The 22,769-nt window shown below is 59.9% G+C and carries 25 protein-coding genes; 3 read left to right on the top strand and 22 right to left on the bottom strand.

Annotation, left to right across the window (positions count from 1 at the left end):
- Nucleotides 1–375 precede the first annotated feature (375 nt).
- The 16 genes from ppk1 to WB402_RS13105 form a co-directional block, all read right to left on the bottom strand.
- Complete coding sequence (gene ppk1, locus WB402_RS13030) at nt 376–2,469, bottom strand: polyphosphate kinase 1 (RefSeq protein WP_424208540.1); 2,094 nt, start codon at nt 2,467–2,469, stop codon at nt 376–378.
- 120 nt (nt 2,470–2,589) lie between these two features.
- On the bottom strand, nt 2,590–2,967 hold the full coding sequence (gene trxA / locus WB402_RS13035; RefSeq protein ID WP_424208542.1) for a thioredoxin: 378 nt from the start codon (nt 2,965–2,967) through the stop codon (nt 2,590–2,592).
- A 274-nt stretch (nt 2,968–3,241) separates the two neighbouring features.
- Nucleotides 3,242–3,961: a phosphate signaling complex protein PhoU gene (phoU, locus tag WB402_RS13040; RefSeq protein ID WP_424208544.1), complete on the bottom strand. Its 720-nt coding sequence runs from the start codon at nt 3,959–3,961 to the stop codon at nt 3,242–3,244.
- 27 nt (nt 3,962–3,988) lie between these two features.
- Nucleotides 3,989–4,771, bottom strand: coding sequence for a phosphate ABC transporter ATP-binding protein PstB (gene pstB / locus WB402_RS13045; RefSeq protein ID WP_424208584.1), 783 nt, complete (start codon nt 4,769–4,771; stop codon nt 3,989–3,991).
- Between the two features lie 3 nt (nt 4,772–4,774).
- Nucleotides 4,775–5,638 (bottom strand): phosphate ABC transporter permease PstA, encoded by an 864-nt coding sequence (gene pstA / locus WB402_RS13050; RefSeq protein ID WP_424208546.1) that lies wholly within the window; start codon nt 5,636–5,638, stop codon nt 4,775–4,777.
- Complete coding sequence (pstC, locus tag WB402_RS13055; RefSeq protein WP_424208547.1) at nt 5,635–6,606, bottom strand: phosphate ABC transporter permease subunit PstC; 972 nt, start codon at nt 6,604–6,606, stop codon at nt 5,635–5,637. Before pstC ends, pstA begins: the two co-directional genes overlap by 4 nt.
- 78 nt (nt 6,607–6,684) lie before the next feature.
- Nucleotides 6,685–7,761, bottom strand: coding sequence for a phosphate ABC transporter substrate-binding protein PstS (gene pstS, locus WB402_RS13060; RefSeq protein WP_424208549.1), 1,077 nt, complete (start codon nt 7,759–7,761; stop codon nt 6,685–6,687).
- Nucleotides 7,762–8,180: 419 nt separating this feature from the next.
- Nucleotides 8,181–8,783 carry a DUF6691 family protein gene (locus WB402_RS13065; RefSeq protein WP_424208551.1) on the bottom strand — a complete coding sequence of 201 codons (603 nt, stop codon included), beginning with the start codon at nt 8,781–8,783 and terminating at the stop codon, nt 8,181–8,183.
- On the bottom strand, nt 8,780–9,298 hold the full coding sequence (locus tag WB402_RS13070) for a YeeE/YedE family protein (protein WP_424208552.1): 519 nt from the start codon (nt 9,296–9,298) through the stop codon (nt 8,780–8,782). The genes WB402_RS13065 and WB402_RS13070 overlap by 4 nt, the downstream gene beginning before the upstream one ends.
- 356 nt (nt 9,299–9,654) lie before the next feature.
- Nucleotides 9,655–10,740, bottom strand: a complete 1,086-nt coding sequence (gene arsB, locus WB402_RS13075; RefSeq protein ID WP_424208586.1) for an ACR3 family arsenite efflux transporter — start codon at nt 10,738–10,740, stop codon at nt 9,655–9,657.
- 44 nt (nt 10,741–10,784) lie between these two features.
- The gene (gene arsC / locus WB402_RS13080; RefSeq protein ID WP_424208554.1) at nt 10,785–11,261 is read right to left on the bottom strand and encodes an arsenate reductase (thioredoxin); all 477 of its coding nucleotides are present in this window, start codon (nt 11,259–11,261) and stop codon (nt 10,785–10,787) included.
- Nucleotides 11,262–11,289: 28 nt separating this feature from the next.
- A complete protein-coding gene (locus WB402_RS13085; RefSeq protein WP_424208556.1) occupies nt 11,290–12,672 on the bottom strand; it encodes a hypothetical protein in 1,383 nt (460 codons plus the stop codon).
- Between the two features lie 7 nt (nt 12,673–12,679).
- On the bottom strand, nt 12,680–12,916 hold the full coding sequence (locus tag WB402_RS13090) for a thioredoxin family protein (protein ID WP_424208558.1): 237 nt from the start codon (nt 12,914–12,916) through the stop codon (nt 12,680–12,682).
- A 17-nt stretch (nt 12,917–12,933) separates the two neighbouring features.
- Nucleotides 12,934–13,248, bottom strand: a complete 315-nt coding sequence (locus WB402_RS13095; RefSeq protein ID WP_424208560.1) for a hypothetical protein — start codon at nt 13,246–13,248, stop codon at nt 12,934–12,936.
- Between the two features lie 45 nt (nt 13,249–13,293).
- Entirely contained in the window at nt 13,294–14,346 is a 1,053-nt protein-coding gene (locus WB402_RS13100; protein ID WP_424208562.1) for a permease, read from the bottom strand.
- Between the two features lie 100 nt (nt 14,347–14,446).
- Entirely contained in the window at nt 14,447–14,797 is a 351-nt protein-coding gene (locus WB402_RS13105) for a metalloregulator ArsR/SmtB family transcription factor (protein ID WP_424208563.1), read from the bottom strand.
- Between the two features lie 96 nt (nt 14,798–14,893).
- Between WB402_RS13105 and WB402_RS13110 the strand changes: the two genes are divergently transcribed.
- A complete protein-coding gene (locus tag WB402_RS13110) occupies nt 14,894–15,346 on the top strand; it encodes an arsenate reductase ArsC (RefSeq protein ID WP_424208565.1) in 453 nt (150 codons plus the stop codon).
- Nucleotides 15,347–15,359: 13 nt separating this feature from the next.
- Here WB402_RS13110 and WB402_RS13115 read toward each other — a convergent pair whose 3' ends face one another.
- The 3 genes from WB402_RS13115 to WB402_RS13125 all read right to left on the bottom strand — a co-directional run bounded on the left by WB402_RS13115 (nt 15,360) and on the right by WB402_RS13125 (nt 17,620).
- A complete protein-coding gene (locus tag WB402_RS13115) occupies nt 15,360–15,782 on the bottom strand; it encodes a phosphate-starvation-inducible PsiE family protein (RefSeq protein WP_424208567.1) in 423 nt (140 codons plus the stop codon).
- 51 nt (nt 15,783–15,833) lie between these two features.
- Nucleotides 15,834–16,043, bottom strand: coding sequence for a hypothetical protein (locus WB402_RS13120; protein ID WP_424208569.1), 210 nt, complete (start codon nt 16,041–16,043; stop codon nt 15,834–15,836).
- A gap of 65 nt (nt 16,044–16,108) precedes the next feature.
- Nucleotides 16,109–17,620, bottom strand: coding sequence for an alkaline phosphatase PhoX (locus tag WB402_RS13125; protein ID WP_424208571.1), 1,512 nt, complete (start codon nt 17,618–17,620; stop codon nt 16,109–16,111).
- 227 nt (nt 17,621–17,847) lie between these two features.
- Here WB402_RS13125 and phoB (WB402_RS13130) point away from each other — a divergent pair, with 227 nt between their 5' ends.
- Nucleotides 17,848–18,537, top strand: a complete 690-nt coding sequence (gene phoB / locus WB402_RS13130; protein WP_424208573.1) for a phosphate regulon transcriptional regulator PhoB — start codon at nt 17,848–17,850, stop codon at nt 18,535–18,537.
- Between the two features lie 72 nt (nt 18,538–18,609).
- On the opposite strand, the gene WB402_RS13135 is transcribed toward phoB (WB402_RS13130), so the two are convergent.
- Entirely contained in the window at nt 18,610–19,110 is a 501-nt protein-coding gene (locus WB402_RS13135; RefSeq protein WP_424208575.1) for a hypothetical protein, read from the bottom strand.
- A gap of 607 nt (nt 19,111–19,717) precedes the next feature.
- Here WB402_RS13135 and WB402_RS13140 point away from each other — a divergent pair.
- Entirely contained in the window at nt 19,718–19,948 is a 231-nt protein-coding gene (locus WB402_RS13140) for a hypothetical protein (RefSeq protein ID WP_424208577.1), read from the top strand.
- A gap of 494 nt (nt 19,949–20,442) precedes the next feature.
- On the opposite strand, the gene phoR is transcribed toward WB402_RS13140, so the two are convergent.
- Entirely contained in the window at nt 20,443–21,738 is a 1,296-nt protein-coding gene (gene phoR, locus WB402_RS13145; RefSeq protein WP_424208579.1) for a phosphate regulon sensor histidine kinase PhoR, read from the bottom strand.
- A 3-nt stretch (nt 21,739–21,741) separates the two neighbouring features.
- Nucleotides 21,742–22,431: a phosphate regulon transcriptional regulator PhoB gene (phoB, locus tag WB402_RS13150; RefSeq protein WP_424208581.1), complete on the bottom strand. Its 690-nt coding sequence runs from the start codon at nt 22,429–22,431 to the stop codon at nt 21,742–21,744.
- Nucleotides 22,432–22,769: the final 338 nt, after the last annotated feature.

Below are 22,769 nucleotides of genomic sequence, written 5' to 3' on the forward strand. Positions count from 1 at the left end.
CCACGCCTGGGTATTGTTCGCCAGTATGAGGGCAGACGGGTTCGCCGCTGACAAGATTGACCGATGAAAAACATGCGACCCATACGGACGTTGGCACGTCGCGCCACGGAGATCCTGAATAACACCCGGGCCATCACGGCGGACACGGCGCTTCGGCTCGCGCGTTACTTCGGCACCACACCTGAGTTTTTGGCTTAACATGCAGCAGTCGTATGACCTGCGCCGAACACGCCGGGCTTTCGGTAAACGCATCGAGCGACAGGTTCGCCAGCGCGCGGCTGAATCCATCACTTGTCCATTTGATCAAACAGGGAAAACTCTAAGCCTTCAATCACACTAATATAATCCGGACACCCATCCCGTGAATATTAATTCTCAAGAAATTTCCGCCAACTCCTCGAGCAGGGTGTCCTGTGCCGATATTGGTTCCTGGTCCTGCGGCGCGAGGCGCCGGTAACTGCCGTCGCTCAGCAACTCCCACGCTTGGGTATTATCCGCCAGATAGACCGCCAGCGCTTCCTTATATACTCGCTCACGCAGCGATTTGTTCTCGATCGGGAAGGCGGTTTCGACGCGGCGGAAAAAGTTGCGATCCATCCAGTCGGCACTTGCCATCCACATCTCCTGATTCCCGTCGTTCTGGAACCAATAGACGCGGGTGTGCTCGAGAAAACGGCCGATAACGGAGCGAACGCGGATGTTCTCCGAGACGCCCGGTACGCCCGGTCGCAAGCAGCAGATGCCGCGCACAATGAGGTCGATATTGACTCCCGCCTGCGAGGCTGCGTAGAGGGCCTGTATGATCTGTGACCCCACCAGGGCGTTCATTTTGGCGATGATGCGCGCCGGATTGCCGGCACGCGCGTGCCCGGCCTCCCGTTCGATTTTTTCCAGCAGCGATTTATGCAGGGTGAATGGCGATTGCACCAGTTTCTGAAGCTTGCTGGCGCGGCCGATGCTGGTGAGCTGTAAGAACAGTTTGTGCACATCGTCGCCAATCGCCTCGTCACAGGTAAGCAGGCCGAAATCGGTGTAAAGGCGGGCGGTGCGGTCATGGTAGTTGCCCGTGCCAAGGTGCACGTAGTGGCGCAGGCGCGTGCGCTCGCGTCGCACCACCAGGGTCATCTTGGCGTGCGTTTTGAAACCGACCACGCCGTATACCACGTGGGCGCCGGCTTCCTGCAGCAGCGTCGCCAGGCTGATGTTGGCTTCTTCATCGAAACGGGCGCGCAGCTCGATCACGACCGTGACTTCCTTGCCGGCGCGCGCCGCCTCGATCAGGGCGTCCACCATGGCCGAGTTCGGTCCGGTGCGGTATAGCGTTTGCTTGATGGCCAGGACACCGGGATCGGCGGCGGCCTGGCGCACGAAATCGATCACCGGAACGAACGACTCGAAAGGATGATGCAGCAGGACGTCTCCCTGGCGGATGACCTCGAACAGGTTTTTGTTGCGCACGAGTTTTTTCGGGAACCCGGGAGTGAAGGCGGGGTACTTCAGGTCCGGCCGGTCCACCAGATCGTAGATGGCGAGCAGGCGGCTGAAATTCACCGGACCGTTGACCTGGTAGAGGGTTTCTTCGGTTAGCTCGAACTTATTCATCAGGTAGCCGGCCATGTCCGGTGGACAATTGTCGGCGACCTCCAGACGCACGGTATCGCCATAGCGGCGCGACGGCAATTCACCTTCGACCGCGCGCAGCAGGTCATCCACTTCTTCGTCGTCCACGAACAGTTCGCTGTTGCGGGTGACACGGAACTGATAACAACCGGTGACTTCCATGCCCGGAAACAGATCGTTGACATGGGTATGGATGATCGAAGACAGGAACACGAAGTCATGGGGTCCGGTGGAACATTCCTTGGGCAAAGGAATCAGACGCGGAAGCGCGCGCGGCGCCTGCACCACGGCGACACCGCCGCGGCGGCCGAATGCATCGACCCCGCGGAGCGAAATGATGAAGTTGAGGCTTTTGTTCAGAATCCGCGGGAAGGGATGCGACGGATCGAGGCCGAGCGGGCTCAATACCGGCAGCAGCTCGTGCTCGAAGTAGTGTCTGACCCAGGCTTCCTGATCCGCGTTCCATTCGGTGCGCCGCACGAAGCGGATGTTTTGCCGCGCCAGCTCGGGAATGAGCAGCTCATTGAGCGTATGGTACTGATCTTCCACGAGCCGGTGGGTGGCGGCATTGATTTGCTTCAACACCTCCTGCGGCAGTAGGTTGTCCGGCCCGGCCTGCACCGACCCCGACACGACCTGTTCGTGCAGACGCGCCACCCGGATTTCGAAAAACTCATCGAGGTTGGTGCTGGAAATGCACAGGAACTTGAGCCGCTCCAGCAGCGGTGTGGCCGGATCCTTGGCCTGCTCCAGCACCCGCCGGTTGAACTCGAGCAGACTGAGCTCCCGGTTGATATATAGTTCCGGCGACCGCAGATCTTCCGACGGTTTGAGTTCGGCAATATTCATAGGTTGGCCAAAAGGGAGCACAGAATATTACAGACAAATTACGTCAGTATTATGACACTTATATGACAGCGTTGCAGGGATACCCCGGATCGCGTGGACCGCAACCGGTTTGGCGCCGTTTCAGGCAGATTTATCGGCCTTACTCTGCGCTTCGATGTCGCGCCGCACCTCATCCATGTCGAGCGCTTTGGCCTTCTCGATCACCTGGTCGAGGGCGGAGGCAGGCAGTGCGCCGGGCTGCGCGAAGATGATGATCTTCTCGCGGAAGATCATCAGGGTGGGAATCGAGCGAATCTGGAAGTAACCGGCCAGCGCCTGTTGTTCCTCGGTATTGACCTTGGCGAACACGACATCCGGATATTTTTCCGACGCGGCTTCATAAGCCGGCGCGAAAGAACGGCACGGACCACACCACGGCGCCCAGAAGTCCACGATGACCAGGTTATTATCACTGACGATCTGATGCAGATTTTCCTGTGTTACATCAACGGTTGCCACTTTGCCTCCCGCGGGCATCGGGTGAATGCCCATGAAGATTTAGATTGAAAAATATTATACCGCCAACATACGACGGTATTCGATTGTTGATGTGGGGCTTAAACAGGCAAAATCAAGCTAGAGGTTGTCGCAAAGATGGAGCACTAAAAGCGCGGATTCCGGTGAGCGGACCTTGGGCGAACGGAGAAAGGTGCGCGTGACGATATCTGTCACTGTCGTGAGCTAGGCGCCATCCCGCACCCATGCAGGCGCGATGACCGGTGTTATCCGTGTGTCAGGAATTGATCTTGCCCAGGATTTCTTTTTCCACCTGGTCAAGACTGGTATGACGCACGTCTTTGCCCTTGACGAGATAAATGATGTATTCGCAGATGTTGCTTGAATGATCGCCGATGCGCTCGAGCGCCCGTGCCGCCCAGATGACGTTGAGCATGCGTGAGATCGTGCGCGGGTCTTCCATCATGTAGGTGATAAGCTGGCGCATGGTGCCGTCGTATTTCTGGTCAACCTTCTGGTCCTCGCGTGCCACGCGCAATGCTGCTTCGATATCGAGGCGGGCAAAGGCATCGAGCGCGTCGTGCAGCATGTGGCGCACGTAACCGCCCAGCGCCTGGATCTCGGCGTAATTGTTTTTGGGACGTTCCTCGCCCGCGAGCCGCACGGCCATGCGCGCGATCTTCTCGGCTTCGTCTCCGATGCGCTCGAGATCGGTGATGGTCTTGATGACAGCCACCACCAGCCGCAGGTCGCTCGCGGTCGGCTGACGGCGGGCGATAATCTGGCTGCATTCCTCGTCAATGGTCACTTCCAACTTGTTGACCTGGGTGTCGTTCATGATCACGGCTTCGCCTTGCGCGGTGTCGCCCTTGATGAGAGCATCCATGGCATGTTCAATCTGTTGCTCGACGAGGCCGCCCATCTGCAGCACGCGCGAACGGATGTCCTCAAGCTCGGTATTGAACTGGCGGGAAATGTGCGTGTGCATCTGTTCCATGGCGTGATTCCTCGCGAGCGGCGCGGCTTAGCCGTAGCGCCCGGTAATATAGTCTTCCGTCTGTTTCTTGGACGGATTGGTGAAGATGGTGTTGGTGCCGGCGAACTCCACCAGCTCACCCAGGTACATGAAGGCCGTGAAATCGGAGACGCGCGCGGCCTGCTGCATGTTGTGCGTGACGATGACGATAGTATAGTTCTTTTTGAGTTCGTATATCAGTTCCTCGATCTTCAGGGTTGAGATCGGGTCCAGCGCCGAGGCCGGCTCATCGAGGAGCATTACCTCCGGTTTCACGGCAACGGCGCGGGCGATGCACAGTCGCTGTTGCTGGCCGCCGGACAGGCTCATGCCGCTTTGGCGCAGCTTGTCCTTGACCTCGTCCCACAGGGCCGCCTGCTGCAGCGCCCATTCCACCCGGTCGTCCATTTCCGAGCGCGAGAGTTTTTCATACAGGCGCACGCCGAAGGCAATGTTCTCGTAAATCGACATGGGGAACGGCGTCGGTTTCTGGAACACCATGCCGACGCGCGCGCGCAGACGGAAGAGGTCCGTGCGCGGCGACAGCACGTTCTCGCCGTCGAGCAGGATCTCGCCGGTGGCGCGCTGACCGGGATAGAGCTCGTACATGCGGTTGAAGGAGCGCAGCAGCGTGGACTTGCCGCAGCCGGAAGGCCCGATGAAGGCCGTGACCATGTTCGTAGCGACGTCCAGGCTGACGTCCTTCAGCGCCGTGAACTTGCCGTAAAAGAAGCTCAGGTTGCGCACCTGAATCTTGCTTTCAGCGTTCAGAACAGAAGACGTATCGTTCATCATTCAGTGCTCCATCCTGGCCTTGCGCGACAGAGTGCGCGCGACGATGCTCAAGGCCAGCACGCTCAAGGTGATAAGCAACGCGCCGGCCCAGGCCAGCGCGTGCCATTCTTTATAGGGGCTCATGGCGAACTGGAAAATCACGACCGGCAGATTCGCCATGGGCTGCATCAGGTTGGTGCTCCAGAACTGGTTATTGAGGGCCGTGAACAGGAGCGGCGCGGTTTCGCCGGCAATCCGCGCAATGGCTAGCAGCACGCCCGTGAGAATGCCGGAGAGGGCGGCACGATAGGCCACGAGTGAGATCATTTTCCATCGCGGTGCCCCGAGAGCCAGTGCCGCCTCGCGCAGGGTGTTCGGTACCAGGCGCAGCATTTCCTCGGTCGTGCGGATCACCACCGGCAGCATGATGATGGCGAGCGCAAGCGCGCCCGCCAGCGCCGAGAAGTGGCCGAGACTGACCACCACCATTTCATAGACGAACAGTCCGATGATAATTGAGGGCGCGGACAGCAGGATGTCGTTGATAAAGCGGATGACGCTGGCGACGAACGTGCGGCCGCCGTATTCCGCCAGATAGGTGCCCGCGAGTATGCCGATCGGCGTGCCGATCGCGGTGGCCAGGCCGACCATGATGAGACTGCCGACGATCGCATTGGCGAGTCCGCCGGCGCTCCCGGGCGCCGGCGTATTTTGCTGAAACATGCTCAAGTCGAATGCCGAAAATCCGTAGCTGAACGTGGTCCACAGGATCCAGAACAGCCATATCAGTCCAAACGCGGTAGCCAGTACCGAACCTGAAAGGCTCACGATATTGACGGTACGTCGCCGGAAATAGCGCCAGTCCATAGCGGTCGAGTTTCTCATGTCTTGACGCCCTCGCGCGATTCCAGGGTCAGAAGCATGAACTTGGCCAGAGAAAGCACAATGAACGTGATCAGAAACAGCACCAGTCCCAGCGCTATAAGCGATGAAGTGTGCATGTCGCCCACGGCCTCGGTGAATTCGTTTGCCAGCGTCGAGGCGATGGAGTTGCCCGGCTCGAACAGCGAGAGGCTCAGCCGGTGAGTGTTGCCGATGACGAACGTCACGGCCATGGTTTCGCCGAGCGCGCGACCGAGACCCAGGAAGATGCCACCCACCGCGCCCACGCGGGTGTAGGGCAGCACCACGTTCCACACCACTTCCCAGTGCGTGCCGCCCACGGCATAGGCCGATTCCTTGAGGAACTTGGGCGTGGTCGCGAACACATCGCGCATGATGGCGGTAATGAAGGGGATGATCATGATGCCGAGGATGATGCCGGCCGGCAACATGCCGATGCCGAGCGGCGCGCCCTGAAACAGGGCGCCAATGTAGGCGCTGTCGCCGAAGCGCGCCTGCAGCCAAGGCTGAACGTGCAGCGACATGACCGGGGCGAAAACGAACAGGCCCCACATGCCGTAGATAATGCTCGGAATGGCGGCCAGCAGTTCGATCGCCGTGCCGATGGGACGCCGCAGCCAGTACGGCGCGACTTCCGTAAGAAACAGCGCGATGCCGAAGCTGATCGGCACCGCGATCAACAAGGCAATCAGGGAACTCACCAGCGTGCCGTAAATCGGCACGAGCGCGCCGAAGCGCTCGGTGACCGGATTCCACTCGTCAGTGATGAAAAATTTAGGTCCGAAGGCAGTGAACGCCTGCCACCCACCGATAAACAGCGACACAATGATGCCGACGAGAATCACCAGCACCAACCAGGCCGAGCCCGTGGCCATGACCTGAAAATATCGGTCCATCATGCGTTGCCGCCCGCTGGCGGTGTCGGTGATGTGTGATCGACCGCTGTTCATGGTATGTCGGTATTATGAAGAGAAAGCGGGGTCCCGAAGGACCCCGCCACATACAGGAAATATTAAGTGAGGCAAATTCTACTTCTGGACCATGCTGTCGGTCCAGACAGCCTTGCCACTCGCGTCCTTGATCTCTTTTTTCCACGTTTCCTCGACCAGTTTCACGACGCTGGCCGGCATCGGAACGTAGTCGAGTTCCTCGGCCATCTTGCCGCCGTGATGATAGGCCCAGTCGAAGAACTTGAGAACTTCCTTGCCGGTCTCGGGTTTTTCCTGTTTCAGGTAAACCAGGATGAAGGTGGCGCCGGTGATCGGCCAGCTCTTTTCGCCGGATTGGTCCGTGAGCATCAGGTTGAAGCCCGGCGTGCCTTTCCAGTCGGCGCCCGCGGCCGCGGCCTGGAACGTCTCGCTTTCGGGCTTTACAAACTTGCCGGCCCTGTTCTCCATTTGGGCGTAGGTCATCTTGTTCTGCAGCGCGTAGGCGTACTCGACGTAACCGATGGATCCATTGAGACGCTGCACGTAGGAAGCGACGCCCTCATTACCCTTGCCGCTCACGCCGGTCGGCCAGGCGACCGAGGTATTGTTGCCGATCTTTTCCTTGAACGCTGGGCTGACCTTGGACAGATAGTGGGTGAAGATGAAGGTGGTGCCCGAACCGTCGGCGCGCGCCACGACGGTAATTTTGCCGTTCGGCAGTTTCACGCCCGGGTTGAGTTTCTTGAGTGCGGCGTCATCCCAGTTCGTGATCTTGCCGAGATAGATGTCGCCGAGCACGGCGCCGGTGAGCTTCAGTTCGCCCGCCTTCACGCCTTCCAGGTTCACGACCGGCACCACGCCGCCCATGACCATGGGGAACTGCATCAGGCCGATCTCGCTGAGTTTTTCCACCGTGAGCGGCGCGTCGGAGGCACCGAAGTCCACGGTCTTGGCCGTGATCTGCTTGATGCCGCCGCCCGAGCCGATGGACTGGTAGTTCATGCTCGTGCCGGTCTTGGCCTTGTAGGCCTCGGCCCATTTGGCGTAAATCGGATAAGGGAAGGTCGCGCCCGCGCCGTTTATGGTTTCGGCGGCTTGAGCAAGACCGGCGATCATGCCGAGCGCCACCGCGCCGGCTACCGCCGTGTTTTTAAGATGTCTGGATAAGATGTGCATGATGTATATGTCTCCGAATATTGAAAAATCGTGAAGTGTTGAATGCGGAGCGCATCATGCCAAGGCATTGTGACAGTTGTATGACAGCATCGTCTGTCGCGAACCTCGCAAAATCAAGAAGTTTGTTCGTTCCGGGAACCAACGAGCTCCTGAATATGTCACCGGCTGAATGACACAGCGGAGGCAGGGCAGCACTCGGCGTTGGTGACGAGTTATCTCTGTCGAGTTCCTTGACGACAAGGCACAGGAATTCGTCGCCCGGGTGTCCACCCGCCACGACGAGATACGCGGTCAGCGCGGTTTCGGTCGCGCTCACACTCAGATATTCAGGTCATGCCCCTGCCGCACGCGGAAGACGCGACCCCGACGGACGCGGCCATGCGCAAGAGAAAGACAACATGAAAATCGCCGATCAAGTTCTAATTGCCGGAACCCGCCAGGTCTTTGGCGCTGATCGTCCCGCCGCGCTGGGATTCAAACCAGGCGCCGAGACGGAAACCGCCCCACGCGAGACTGGCCAGCACCAGCAGGAACAGCCAGGTCGGCCAACCGGTCAGTCCGGCGAGGGTCTGACTCTCCGGCCCCTTGCCTATCTGATACAACGGCTGCAGCGAGTCGTAGAACACGGCGAACACCATCATGCCTATCAGCATGCCGAGCATGAAGAACAGGGCGTCGAAGCGGCCGGAGAACAGGCCGACCACGGAAGTGCCGGGGCAGTATCCGCCGATGGCCATCCCCGCACCCAGCATCGCGCCGCCCAGCGCCATGGCCCAGAAGAACATGGTGGGGACTTTCAGGGCGTCGAAGCGCAGCCAGCCGGCCACGTCGAATAGCCACAATCCGATCGCTGCCACGACGATGGCGACGAACATGACCCTGAACACGGTCCAGTCGCGCAGCGCGAATTGGGCGGTCAACTTGCGCGGGCTGTTGAGTCCCGCGGACTCGATGAAATAGCCGAACAGGATGCCGGTCGCCAGAACAATCAAGTTGCCTGAATTTTCGAGCGGAAAGTTCATTGCCAAATCCTCCGTGACAGGGTCGCCACCAGCAAGCCGGTGGCGAAAAATGCGATCAGAAAGACGAAGGCCGCTACCGCCAGTACCGCGCCGCCGGACAGGCCCAAGCCGCTGGTGCAGCCACCCGCGAGCGACGCGCCGAAACCGCTGAGCATGCCGCCGGCCACGGCGAACCACATTCGCGCGCCCACGCCCGTGCGCGGTCCGCGTTCGATCTTCATACGAAAACGCCGCGCGATGAGACTGCCCAGCAAGGCGCCAATGGCCACGCCGGCGATTTCCCAGCTGATCCATGAGTTCATCGGATGAGCCGCGCCCAGGTAGTTGCCGAGATCGGAATTCATCTCGGTCCAATCGGGCGCCGCCAAGGCACTCAGCCATGTCAGCAGACGGGAGAAGAAACCACTTGCGCCGAGGCCGTGCCCGGTGAATAGAAACATCCCCATCAATGTCAGACCCAGCCCCGCCCCGGCGGCCAATGGCGGCCAAAAATCTTGTGGTTTACGTTCAGTCATGGTGAACCTCCTTTTGATTGCACATAACGATGAGTAATCTAGAGTTGTTCGCGTGATGGAATATTGACCTGGATCAATCCTGCTTTTGTGAAGCGCGTTTTGTTTTCAGAAAAAACCATGAGTATTGATATTTATCAATCATGTCGACGCCGGAATGATCGTAATCATGGGCGTGGTTGTCGGATGGCGTGCTCATGTTATCGGATACGTGAGATGAACCGCCGGAAGAGACGGCACCGCCGACAGGGAGTTGCGGCGGTTGTGGTTCAGCGGCGTCACGCGCTGCCGCGCGCGTAACCGGATCAGGCGCGGCGCAGCTGCTTCCCGATGACGGCCGGTTCAGCCGCGCCCACGGGCTACACTCCCGGCGGATGTATGTGGGTGGCCGGGCAACACTCATCGTAACTCAGAATGCCCGGCTTGGCTTCGTACCAGCCGCGCGAGCGGTTGACGAAATTGGCGACGGCGAGCATCACCGGCACCTCGATCAGCACGCCCACGACGGTTGCCAGCGCCGCGCCCGACTCGAAGCCGAACAGCGCAATCGCCGTGGCCACCGCGAGCTCGAAGAAGTTACTCGCGCCGATCAGCGCCGAGGGACCGGCGACGCAATGCGGCGAGTGCAGTGCGCGGTTGAGGAAATACGCCAGCCCCGAGTTGAAGAACACCTGGATCAGGATCGGCACCGCCAGCAGCAGGATCACGAGCGGCTGGCGCACAATCTGCCCGCCCTGGAAGCCGAACAGCAATACGAGTGTGGCGAGCAGGGCGGTGAGCGAAACCGGGTGCAGCACCTTGATGGTCTGTGCGAGCCGCGCCAAACCAGTTTCGTGGCGCAGGATCGCGCGGCGCACGAGCCAGGCGGCCGCGAGCGGCGCGACGATATAGAGCGCGACCGACAGCAGCAAGGTGTCCCACGGTACGGTGATGGAAGACAGGCCCAGCAGCAGCCCGACGATCGGTGCAAAGGCGACGACCATGATGACGTCGTTGAGCGCCACCTGGGTCAGCGTGAAGTTCGGCTCGCCGCGTGTCAGATGGCTCCATACGAACACCATCGCGGTGCAGGGCGCGGCGGCCAGCAAAATCAGCCCGGCGATGTAGGAATTGATTTGCTCCGCCGGCAGCCACGGTCGGAACAGCCAGCCGATGAACAGCCAGCCGAGCAGGGCCATGGAGAACGGTTTTACGCCCCAGTTCACGAACAGCGTCACCCCGATGCCCTTCCAGTGCGCCGTCACGCGATGCAGCACCGCGAAATCCACCTTGAGCAGCATCGGGAAGATCATGAGCCAGATCAGCGCTGCGACCGGCAGGTTGATGCGGGCGATCTCGAGGCCACCGATGGCCTCAAACGCCGGCGGGAACAGCCGCCCGAGACCGATGCCGGCGACGATGCACAGAAACACCCAGATGGTGAGATAACGTTCGAAAAAACCCATCTCGGCGCCCGCGGATCGCTTTGCGGTGGTTTCACATTGAGCGCTCATGATCGCCCTCCTTTGGCGGGTGAGGTGTTTTCATCGCAGCGCGCCATCATTTTCAGTCCGCCGATCAAACCTTCGACGCGGCTCTTAATTTCATCTCGCGTGGCGCGGAACTTGGTCATGATCTCGTCCTCCGTGCCGGTGGCCTTGGCCGGGTCTTCCAGCGGCCAGTGCTTTTTCTGCACGCCCGGCGGCAACACCGGGCAGTGCTCGTCGGCATGACCGCAGACGGTGACCACGAGATCGGCCTGTGCCAGCATCTCCGGCGTCACGCGCGTGGATTCCTGGCGCGAGATATCCACGCCGGCTTCGCGCATGACGGCGATCGCGCGTGGGTTCTTGCCGTGCGCCTCGATGCCGGCGGATGTCGCTTCCAGCCATTCGCCTCCCAGATGATTGGCCCAGCCTTCGGCCATTTGCGATCGGCAGGAATTGCCAGTGCACAGAAACAGAATCTTCGCTTTGCGTTGGTACATTCGATTTCCTTTTATTAGCAATCAGAATTTATTTGCAGACTTTGCGCGTGCCGCAGGCGATCAGGTTTGCCGGCGGATTTCCTTCCGGCGACGGGCAGAACACCGGCGCGAACCCCCCGCCCGGAGTGCGGAAGTTGGTCGTCTGCCCTTGATACAGCCGCGCGGCAAGCAACTGCACCTCGCCGTCGTAGACGTAATTACGGATGTCGAGCTTGAGCGAGGTTTCGGTTCCGTCCTGCCGCAGCCGCCGCTGGCTCGGCGCAATTTGTTCCTGCGCGACGTAACGGCCGGAAACGAGCTCGTCCCACACCCGCCGCGTGAGCTTGTCGCCGCGATAGGCGGCCTTGGCACCGTAACCGGCGGCGGGTTTGAAAAAGAGCGTTCGCCGCTGTGCCCATAATGCCTCGGCACCGGCAGCCGTGACCCGTACCGTGTGCGGAATGCCGGTCAGCAGTGTGTGGACGACAGGCTCCGGAACCTGCCACGCACGCAGCCGCGCGTCATCGGTGAGCGCGACGAGATTGTGCTTGTCGGCATAGAGTGCATGCGCGCGCGGATGGGGCGTGAGCACGACGCCGCCTTCGAGATATGCCTGGCGCAGGAGCGCGTGCCGCGGTTCTTGCAGGGCGAAATCGGTCAGGCGGTTGTACACGAGGTCGATTGCTTGATTCTCGTGCCACAACTTGCTGTTGTGCATTCTGAGTTCGGCCGGATCGGCGATCACGGCCTTGAGTCCGTGACGGCGGAACAGTCGTTCGAACAAAAGGAACTCCGGGTAGAGGTACTGTTCCCGGGGAGCGTCATCCACGATGGCGATATTCGTGAGCGGCTGTTTGCCGCGTTGCAGCTGCCATTCGCGCAGGAACATTTGACGGAATGTATCGTCGAGCGCGCCGACGCGCGCCGGTGCCGGTATCAGCGGCTTCATCGTCTCGCCGCAGGCGGACTGAGCGCGTTGAAGCGCCACGTTGAGCAGCGCTCCACCGGCATTGGTGTTGATCTCGATGAGCTGCGGTCCGGCGGGCCCGAGATGAAAGTCATAACCCATGAACACGCCGCGCGGTCCCGGGTCGAAGCGGGCGATCTCCGGCGCCTCGGCCAGCACCGCCTCGCGATACGCCGGCAGCGCCACCACGGTTTCGACCGCGCGGATGATCTCGTGCATGCGCTCGACCTGTTGCGGCGTCACGAAAACCGCCGTGGCCGAGAAAAGATTCGGCCGCGTGGCGAGAATCTTGTCATAGAGGTCGGCATTGGCACCGTCGGCGTCAAGATCGCACCGCAGCGTGTCGCGGTTGACGGTTACGCACAGACAGTCACGATTGAGCGCCGTGGCCAGGTCTTCGGAGCCTGCCGCGGAACGGACTGCGGTGGCATTTACCGTCGATGGCTTGGTAATGAATCTATTCATGCTTCCTTCAGCCCGCTAGCCAGCCTTCAACCGCGCTCTTGTTCGGCACGCCGCCGGCGTGCACCACTCTTCCGTCGATCACCACGCCGGGCGTGGACATCACCCCATAGGCCATGATGTCGGCGATGTTCTCGACCTTCTCGATACTGACCGCGATATCTTTAGCGCGTGCGGTATCCTCGATGAGTTTCGCGGTAGCCTTGCAGTTGGCGCAGCCGGTACCGAGTACCTTGATGGTTTTCATGTTCGTGTCCCTCGTGGTCAGCAGCAGGAAATCCCGCTCTTGGTCGGGGTGCAGCAGCTGCCGGCTTGCTTGTCGACAGCTTGCTTCGAAATCGGCGCTGGCGCTGCGGTCGCATTCTTCAGCGCCTCATCGAAGCGCGCATCCAGTTTGCGCGCGGCTTCGTCGCGGAAATGGCGCGCGATCTCGAGCACCGTGTCGATCTGGTTCTGCGTGACGCCATACTCGCGCAGCTTGTCGAGCTGGCAGAGACCCTGATCCGGGTGATTCGAGGCGATCATGGCGGCGAGGGACACGAGTGAAACAATGGAAGGGTGAAGCTCTGTTTGTGCCACGGCATGCCCCTTAAATAAATTCAGATTGAACACGCAGCTCGGTTGTCACAGGAGCAAATTGAATGCGTACCCGACGAGCAGAATCCCCACGGACACCGTGCCCACGAAGACGGCGATCAGTTGCGGCTTGAGCACCTTGCGCAGAATGATTATTTCCGGCGCCGAAAGCGCGATCACGCTCATCATGAAGGCGAGGACAGTTCCCAGCGCCGCGCCTTTGGCGAGCAGTGCCTGCACCACGGGAATCACACCGGCGGCGTTGGAATACATGGGCACGCCGATCAGGACCGCCGCCGGCACCGACCACCACGCCGATTTGCCCATGATGCCGGCCATGAAGTCCTCGGGGACGTAGCCGTGAATGCCGGCGCCGAGCGCGATGCCGGCGAGAATGTAAGGCCAGACCTTGCCCACGATTTCCTTCACGTGGGCGATACCCGCCTGGATTCGCTCGGGCCAGGCGAGGGGGTCTTCGGCCGTGGCCGCCGCGCCGCGCGACTCGATCGCGCGCACCCAGTCCTCCAGTTGGTGCTCCAGGCCGAGCTTGCCGATAACCAGGCCCGAGACGATGGCGACCGAAAGACCCATCGTCAGGTAAAGGCCGGCCACTTTCCATCCGAACATACCGAAGAGCAGCGCCAGCGCGACCTCGTTGACCATTGGCGCGGAGATCAGGAAGGAGAAGGTCACGCCGAGCGGCACGCCGGCCTGGAGAAAACCGATAAACAGCGGCACGGCGGAGCAGGAACAGAAAGGCGTCACGATCCCGAGACCGGCCGCCATTGTGTTGCCCAGGCCAAGCCTTTTTCCGGAGAGCAGATCGCGCGTGCGCTCGGCGGATATATAGGTATGGATCACGCCCATGACGAACACAACGCCAGTCAGGAGCAGTAATACTTTCGGCGTGTCGTAGAAGAAAAAGCGCATAGCCTCGCCGAAGTGTGTCTGCGGATCAACGGAAAGGAGCCGCACCATGCCGTCGGCGAACGGTGCCAGGTTCGCATACGCGGCGATCCATGCGAAGGTCGCCAACGCCAGTCCGGCGAACCATTTGATGTTGGCGCCGCCGCTCACGGTTTCAGTTCTTGCTTGCTCCATGTGTCGTATACCGATGTTCGTGTATGGGCTATTCAGTTGGCGAGCGCTTCGAACATGGTTTGTCCGGGTGAAATCTTTTTGCGTCAGATGACGCCGGCCGTCATGCGCAGCAGCGAATCGGCGGCCGGGTCGGTGCGCCGCGCAGGCGCTTGCGGTCCTGTGAGAACGGTTTGGCCGTGGTGTTTGCCCGGCTTGCGGTATTCAGAATTTCGCGCGCCCAGGCTGGCAAATCTGGATTGAGGCGATAGTGGATCCACAGTCCCTCGCGCCGGTCGCTGACGATCCCGGTCTCGCGCAGCGTCGCCAGATGGCGCGAGATCTTGGGCTGCGACTCGTCCAGTGCGTGGGTGAGCTCGCAGACGCACAATTCTCCCTCGGCTGCGAGCAGCAACAGGCAGCGCAGACGCGTCGGATCGGCCAGGGTGGGGAAGAATTTATCGGCTGTGATCATGTCGTAAATATATGACTGGACATATATACTGTCAAGCGAATATATTAACGGCCTCGATTTGACCCCGGTAGACAAGGTGGTAGACAAGGAGTTGCTATGCGTTACCCGATCCGCGTCCTGTTCCTGTGCACCGGCAATTCCGCTCGTTCGCAGATGGCCGAAGGTCTGTTGCGTACCGTCGGTGGCGCCGACTTCGAGGTTCACAGTGCCGGCACCGAGCCGAAGGAACTCCACCCACTGGCCGTCGAGGTGATGCGGGAGACCGGCATCGACATCGCCGGCCATAAGAGCAAGCCGCTTGAACGTTTCCTCGGTCAGCAGTTCGACTACATCATCACGGTTTGCGATCGTGCGCGCGACAGTTGCCCGACCTTCCCGGGCGACAACCAGCGCATTCACTGGGGATTCGAGGACCCGGCGGCCGTGACCGGAAGCCGGGCCGAGCAGCTCACGGTGTTCCGGCGTGTGCGCAACGAGATTTCCGAGCGCCTACGCGTGTGGGTGACGGTGCAGCGCAAGCGACTGAAGGAGATCGGTCAGCCGGTCTGAGGAGTCGTTGACATCAGACGGCTTCACCGCTGCGCTCAGGCGAGAAACGCGCCGTCACAATGCGCAGCGCCACAAGCGTGACAATAACTCCCAGCCCGAGTAGCACCTTCTCCGGCGCATACTCCTTGAACCACAGGCCCATCAGCTCACCGATCAGCACCACCAGGGCGGTGTCCAGAATGAATGTGACGCGCACGCGTCCGAGTTTCAAGTAAGCCTGAAGCGTGCGGATGACCTCCAGAAGCGCCAGCATGATGAGAGTGTCGATGATGGTGCGCTCCGCCACGCCGGCCCAGTTGCTGGACAGCGACTGCCGCAGATCGAGCACGACATTGACAATGCCGGTACCCATCCACAGGCACAGCGCCACGATCAACAGGCCGGTGAGCACGCGCACCAGCGCCGGTGTGAGTATATCGGCAACATGGGCCCACAAGTTGTTACCCTGGATGGTGGACGATGAACTCGTTTCAATAGCCGCTCTGGTCTAGGCGGAGATATCTTCCGTCGCTTCACCGGTCTCGGGACTGGATTGAGGGATTTTATCCGCCGGGTGGGTTAGGCGCGGAATATCAGCCGCGGCCACGGCGTCGCACGTGGCCTCCGGCGCGGCTCCAGTATTCGCCGCCTTCCGGTCCTTGGCGCCCGCGGCGGGTTCGGTATTGAAAAGGTTAACGAGCTGAGCTGACAGTGACATGGGGATATCTTCCTGTATGTATTGGCAGTGAGAATCTATCGGGCGCGTGTTCTCAACGCTTTAGATCACCAGCCCCAGCCCTGCTTTTTCAGCTTGAAGCCCGTGATCTTGAGCACGTCGTCGGTCCGATAGTCATCGACCAGCGGCATGTTGGTGTCGTCGCTGTGCTGGATCGAGACATAGGCAGCCGTGCCGGAGGCATCGAAGAGGAAGCCGGTCGGTTCGGCCGAGCTGTCCTTCACCGACAGGATCTTCACGCAGCCGTCGGTCTTAATGTCGCGGTCCATGCCATCCGGCAGGCAGGCAAAGATGTCGCCGTTGTCGTGGTCCTCGATCACGTAGACGTTTCCGGTTTTCGGCTGGAACTCGAGGTTGTCGAAGGAGTTAAAGTCGGTATCACCCTCGACGAAGCGATTCACCGCCACCGAACGTTGTGTGTTGCTAGCGGTGAGCGGGGCGCTGTCCACGCCGCACATGACCTCGGCGTAGTTCTTGCCGTCCTCGTTACCGGTATTGGTCCAGCAGAAGCGCACCGCATCCGGGTTGGTCTCGTCCTGGTACATCGGATCCTGGTGCAGGTCCTCGGGACGGTAGTAGCCGGTGGCACCGTTGGCATTGGCATTGGTGCGCGCCGTGGCGGCGTTCACCGGCACCCAGCCGGCATTACCAATCTCGCAGCCCTGGCCGAATTGCTGGGTATTGTTCACGCACGACACCTGCATGGCGTACAACGATCCGGCCGCGAGCGGCGACTCGGAGAGATTGGCGATCGTGCCCGAAACAAGCCTCGGCATGGCGGGAACGAACTTGAAGATAGCGCCGCCGTCGGTGTTGGCCGGGCTGCCCGGACGCAATTCATCGCCCGCTATCACGACACCGCTCGGCAGAACCGCCAGACCTTCCCAGGCCATGGTCGGAAGGGCGCCACGATAAGCGGCTTGGCCAAGCACCGGATTGCCGTTGCTGTCGATGAAATTGCTGGTGCCGCGCGCCGTGAGCGTGAGCTCGGAGGTGGCAAGCGGGTCCAGAATCTCATAGGCGCCGCCGTCGCTGCGCTCTTCAGTCACCAGGATAGTGTGCCACGGGGTGTGGCGGATGCCGTCACACGACGACATGCCTCGTAGTACTGTGTCGACCTGGCCGTCGGACAGGCGGATGCGCTCCACGGAAGGATAGAGCTTCGGCAGTCCGCTCGGGTACGTACCGATCGGCGCCGGATTGCTGAACTCTTCGATGCAGGCGATAAGGTGCGTGGGATTCTCCGCGCTCGGCCAGAACGCCATCTGATCGGTGTTGTTGGCGGCATTGCGCGTGAGGTACTGCACCTTCAGGCCATTGGCGACCAGCACCTGATCGTAAGCCGATTGCGACGGCGTGCGATAGACGCCGACGGTGGCCGAGGCCGAGGCCCCGAGCGGCTTTTCCACACCGAACAATTTTTCGGACTGTGCTTTGAGAAGTTTTTCGACCTTGAGACCGAAGTCGGTTTCATCGTCGGCGTGGGCGGCGAGCGGGGCGAATGCCGTGGCCATGGCCACGGCGAACATGCATGGTTTTAACAGGGGTACGCGCTTCATTGGGTATAGCTCCTTGATGGGTTGAGAGATTCGAGGCAGGAGCTTAGCGACGCGTGATGACACGCGTTTGATACAAGCACGACGGATTGGTGACAACATTCAGCCGCCGCCCGTGGTGGGATGATCAATGTGCTGCGTCCGTCATGAAGTTCTTGGGGGTAATCAATTTGTCATGTTGCTGGTATGAAATGCTGCACGTTCAATAACCACTGCATCTGTATTCTGTCATGCGACCCAGAATCCTGATTGTCGAAGACGAAGCCGCCATCCGTCAGATGGTGTGCATGGCTCTGTCCCAAGAAAATTATGATTGCCTGGAAGCGGCCGACACCACCCAAGCCCAGGCGAAAATTTTGGAGATGATCCCCGATCTGCTCCTGCTTGATTGGATGCTGCCGGGCCTCAGCGGCGTCGAGTACGCGCGTCGTTTGCGGGCCGAGAAACTCACGCGGGATATCCCGATCATCATGCTAACCGCCCGTACCGAGGAGGAAGACAAGGTCCGGGGACTGCAAAGCGGCGTGGACGATTACATCACCAAGCCGTTTTCCATGCGCGAACTGGCGGCCCGGATCAAGGCGCTGCTGCGGCGCGCGGCGCCGCACAGCGACGATAAGACGATCGAAATTGCCGGTTTGCAGCTTGACCCCGTCACCCACCGGATTCTGGTGCATGGCGAAAGCATCAAGCTCGGCCCCACGGAATTTCGCCTGCTGCACTTTTTCATGTCGCATCCCGAGAACGTGCACAGCCGCGAGCGGCTGCTGAACAGCGTCTGGGGAGGAGGCGTTTACGTCGAGGAACGCACGGTGGACGTGCATATCCGGCGTTTGCGCAAGGCGCTGGCGGTCAGCAGGCATGACGATCTGATCCAGACCGTCCGGACGGCGGGTTACCGTTTTTCCAGTCAGAAATAAATCATTGCCACTTGTTCGATCCGCGCGGTCACGTGCGCGGCGGCATTGGCGCTATCCGGTGTTTCCGGCTGACTACAGGGGAATTTGCATGGAAACGTTCAGCGTGTCGGGTGTTTGCTGGGCATTGTGCCGCCCGATATATTTTTCGTGCAGGTATTGCTGCAGCGGTTCCGAGGAATCAAGGCGGTCGGTCTTGATTCGGGGGATGCCCTTGAGCTTGGATTCAAAATGGTAACCGGGCATCATGTGCGAGACAGCCAGAATCTCGATGTCATGGGCATCGACTTTCTTCCGCGGATCGTCGAGGTCGCCGTTGACGATGGACTCGAGAGTCCGCGAGTCCAGATCGAAGTGATAGGCAAGTTCCGGGCCGCATTCGAGAAAAACGGGTATCAGATCGCGTCCGCGGGCGTTTTGATCATGCAACGGCGCAAGTTTGGCGAAGGCCTGTCGCAAGGCGAATCGAATGACATCTGACTCCCTGACGCGCAACCGCCGTGCGATGGTTCTGACTCGTTCAACATCCGATTGACAAAGCTTCAGGGAGACATTTTGTATCTTGGTATCGGTCATAAACGCAGCCTCGCTTGTGAATTTAAGGAATCGTTGGCATCACCCTGCCATCCTAGGATGACAGGGTGATGACGTCGGAAAAAATCTTTCCGCCAACAGTGCGACCACCCATGAATCCGGCCGATGCATTGTCAAGAAAGTTTCTTGGATTCTTAACCTGTCCGACATGGAATGAGCTTATGCTGCCCTCCTTGAGAAAGGTTACGGGTTAAGTCTTATCGAAAGAAGTGTGCAGTGATAGCAGATAGGCATGTGAAGTTAGATGAGTTAGTAGTGGAAGCAATAGAGGAAAATCGCCGGGGCAGCGGAGTCATGCTGCCCCGGTCTATGAGCCGGAACCCCTAGAAGAGGAATTCCCTTCCCCTCAGCCTACCCCTAAGGCTTGACGTCCCTGCCTCCTGCAGGGACTCATTGTTTTCAAACCCGACCTAACGGGCCGGCGACGATTTGCCGTGATGGAATGGCATCGCCTGTTTCGTTGATGGCGATATTTGTCTCGATAGGAATATCGACCCCCCGGTATTTTGTCATCCGTTCGTAACAGTGCATCACTAGAATCCCTGGCGCATTGAATCGCCGTAGAGGAAGTACAAATCCGGAGAATCGAATGAGCCAGGGACATGAGTTTTCCGATGAGTTCATCAACGCCTTCGTCGACAATCAGGTGATGCCGGAAGAAAAGGCCTGGGCCTACGCGCACTCGGCTTCCTGCGAGGCCTTCAACCGGCGGGTCTGCGAGCTGCGCAAGATTCGCGATCTGATCAGACTTGCCTGCCAGGAATTGCCGATGCCGAGACAGGGTCGGGCGGCTCCTTGTGTCAAAGCAGCGGGTCGTTGAGATCATCATATTATATGTGCAGGTCGCATACCCGCGGCGGATACACTTTCGCGGGCGGCACGGCGGTTGATTTTGCGCTTCGCAACCGCGGCGTTCATCGTCTGTTCGGCATGCCCGACGACTTGGTCTATCGATTATCCGACAGCGGCAACTATGCTCTGCAAACTTACTTCAAGCCCGTTAAATCTGTTAAATCCCAGAACCCGACGGTCACGCAAGATTACTTTCGGGATTTGCGCGTCAGTTGGGATTTCGATCTCAACGGGAAACCCGATGTGCACACCTGGCTTGAATTCAAGCGGGGAAAATACGACGGCATGATGCCGGCGCCGACCGCCGTCCCCCTGCCCGGCGGCCTGTTACTCCTGGGTTCCGGTCTGATGGGATTGATCGCGATGCGGCGGATCGGCAGGGGTATGGTTCAGAGTAGAGTTCCTTGCGCAAGAATAGGCGCGCATAGTGAAACGCATGTTAAACGGGGGTTAAATTTTTTGTTAACCGCGTTCCACGCGCTGCGCCGGAAACACGCAGCTGAACGTGCTCCCCTGGCCGACTTCGCTTTCGATTTCGAGCTTGGCCTCGTGGCGCAGCAGCACGTGCTTGACGATGGACAGCCCCAGGCCGGTGCCGCCCGAGGCGCGCGAGCGCGCCGTGTCCACGCGGTAAAACCGTTCGGTCAGGTGCGGAATGTGTTCGGGTGCGATGCCTTCACCGGTGTCAGTGACGGCGAATTCAGCGCCGTCATCCGTGGGGCGCCATGACAACCGTATCTTGCCGCCGGCAGGAGTGTAACGCACGGCGTTGTTGATCAAGTTAGAAAAAGCGCTGTGCAGTTCCTCACGGCTGCCCAGCAACTTGAGCGAGGGATCGGCCTCCAGCGTGATGTCGTGGCGGTTCTCGCCACTCAACAGCGTCGCTTGTTCCACGAGACTCTTCAGGAGCGCGGCGATGTCTACTGGCTCGACCTGTGTGCGTGGTGGCGCGGTTTCCAATTTTGAAAGCATGAGCAGATCGTCCACCAGGCGCTGCATGCGCTGGGACTGCTCGTGCATGATGGAAAGGTGTTTCTTGAGGTCTTCCATCCTGATCTGGTCCATCTGCTGGAGTGTCTCGACGTAACCGCCCAGGACCGTGAGCGGCGTGCGCAGCTCGTGTGAAACATTGGCCACGAAATGGCGGCGCATTTGTTCCAGCCGCATCAGCCGGGTGACATCGCGTCCCATGACTAGTTTCTGGCTGCTTCCGAACGGCGTGATCTGGATGGAAACGTGGACTTCGCGATTATCCGGAGAGGTGATCTCCAGCGGTTCGGCGTATTCGCCGCGTTCCAGGTACTGGGCGAAACCAGGAACGCGCAGAAGGTTGAGCAGACGCACGCCAACGTCGTGCGGATAGTGGATTCCGAGCAGGGTCGCGGCCGAACGATTCGCCCATTCGATGTCGCCCGCTTGCGACAAAACCACCACGGCATCGGGCATCGCCGAGGCGGCATTCTGGAACCGCGCCAACATGCCGCTCAGCTGATCCTGCCGGCGCGAGGCCTGTTTGACGAGCTTGTGGATCTCGTCGAAAACCTCGCCCCATAAGCCGCCAGCCTCCGGCATGTCACCGGCGCGGCGGTCGAGCAGCCAGCGATGTAGATTCCGCAGGTGGCGCAGGGTCCAGGCAATGTAGAAACCGAACCCGCAGGCGGCGATCAGGAACGGGCGTCCGGTGAGCACGCCGAAGAATAGACTGAGCACGGCTATGGTGACGAGAATCCAGATTTCACGCCACAGGCCGGGATGCATGCTTCAGTCCTGCGTCGAGAAACGGTAGCCGGCGCCGCGCACCGTCTGAACCAACCGGTCATGCCCGGTGGCAGTCAGTATCTTGCGCAAGCGGCGGATGTGCACGTCCACGGTGCGCTCTTCCACGTACACGTTGCTGCCCCATACGCTGTCAAGCAGACGCTCGCGCGAATGCACGCGTTCGGGATGGGTCATGAAGAACTGCAGCAGGCGGAATTCCGTGGGTCCCAGTTCCAGATACTGTCCGCGCGCGCTGACGCGATGCGTGACCGGATCGAGCATCAGGCCGCCGATTTCCACCTGGGATTGGGCGGCGTGCGGAGCGGTGCGACGCAGCAGCGCCTTGATTCGTGACAGCAGCTCGCGCGTGGAAAACGGCTTGGTGATGTAATCGTCGGCGCCGCTGTCGAGCCCGGCGACTTTGTCGTGTTCTTCCGTGCGCGCCGTGAGCATGATGATGGGGATGTCGCGTGTCAGTTTCTCACGCCGCAGGCGCCGGGAGTATTCGACGCCGCTCAGTCCCGGCAGCATCCAGTCGAGCAGGATCAAATCAGGCATGTCGGCGAGGATTTTTGCCTGTGCCTCGGTGGTGTCAGCTGCCTCGATGCAGTCGTAGCTCGACTGAGAGAGGGCGAGGCATACCATCTGCCGGATGGCGGATTCGTCTTCGACAATGAGGATTTTGGCCCGCATGATTTAAGTGTCCGGGCGCAATGACCCTTGGTTTGGGACGCCATTTCATATCATAAATGTGTCATAAATATGACAATTATGTCAGAAATCCGGAGTGCTACGAGGACATCCCTGTTACGGAGCCGAGGGATAGCAAATTGGACCGCCCTGAGTCAGAACTGGTCCGAGCTGGCGATGAGGGCGAGCCCTCGGGGACGGGGCGGATACAATTGGTTACCATTACCGGTTCATGATATTGGCCCTGGTATTGGCCGGCCGACTATACTAACGGCCTTTTTTCGAGCAGACAGGAAAACATGCGTAAAAACACAGTCAGACCGACCGACATCAAGTTGCAC

The sequence above is a fragment of the Sulfuricaulis sp. genome, assembly GCF_049587675.1.
Taxonomy (GTDB): Bacteria; Pseudomonadota; Gammaproteobacteria; order Acidiferrobacterales; family Sulfurifustaceae; genus Sulfuricaulis.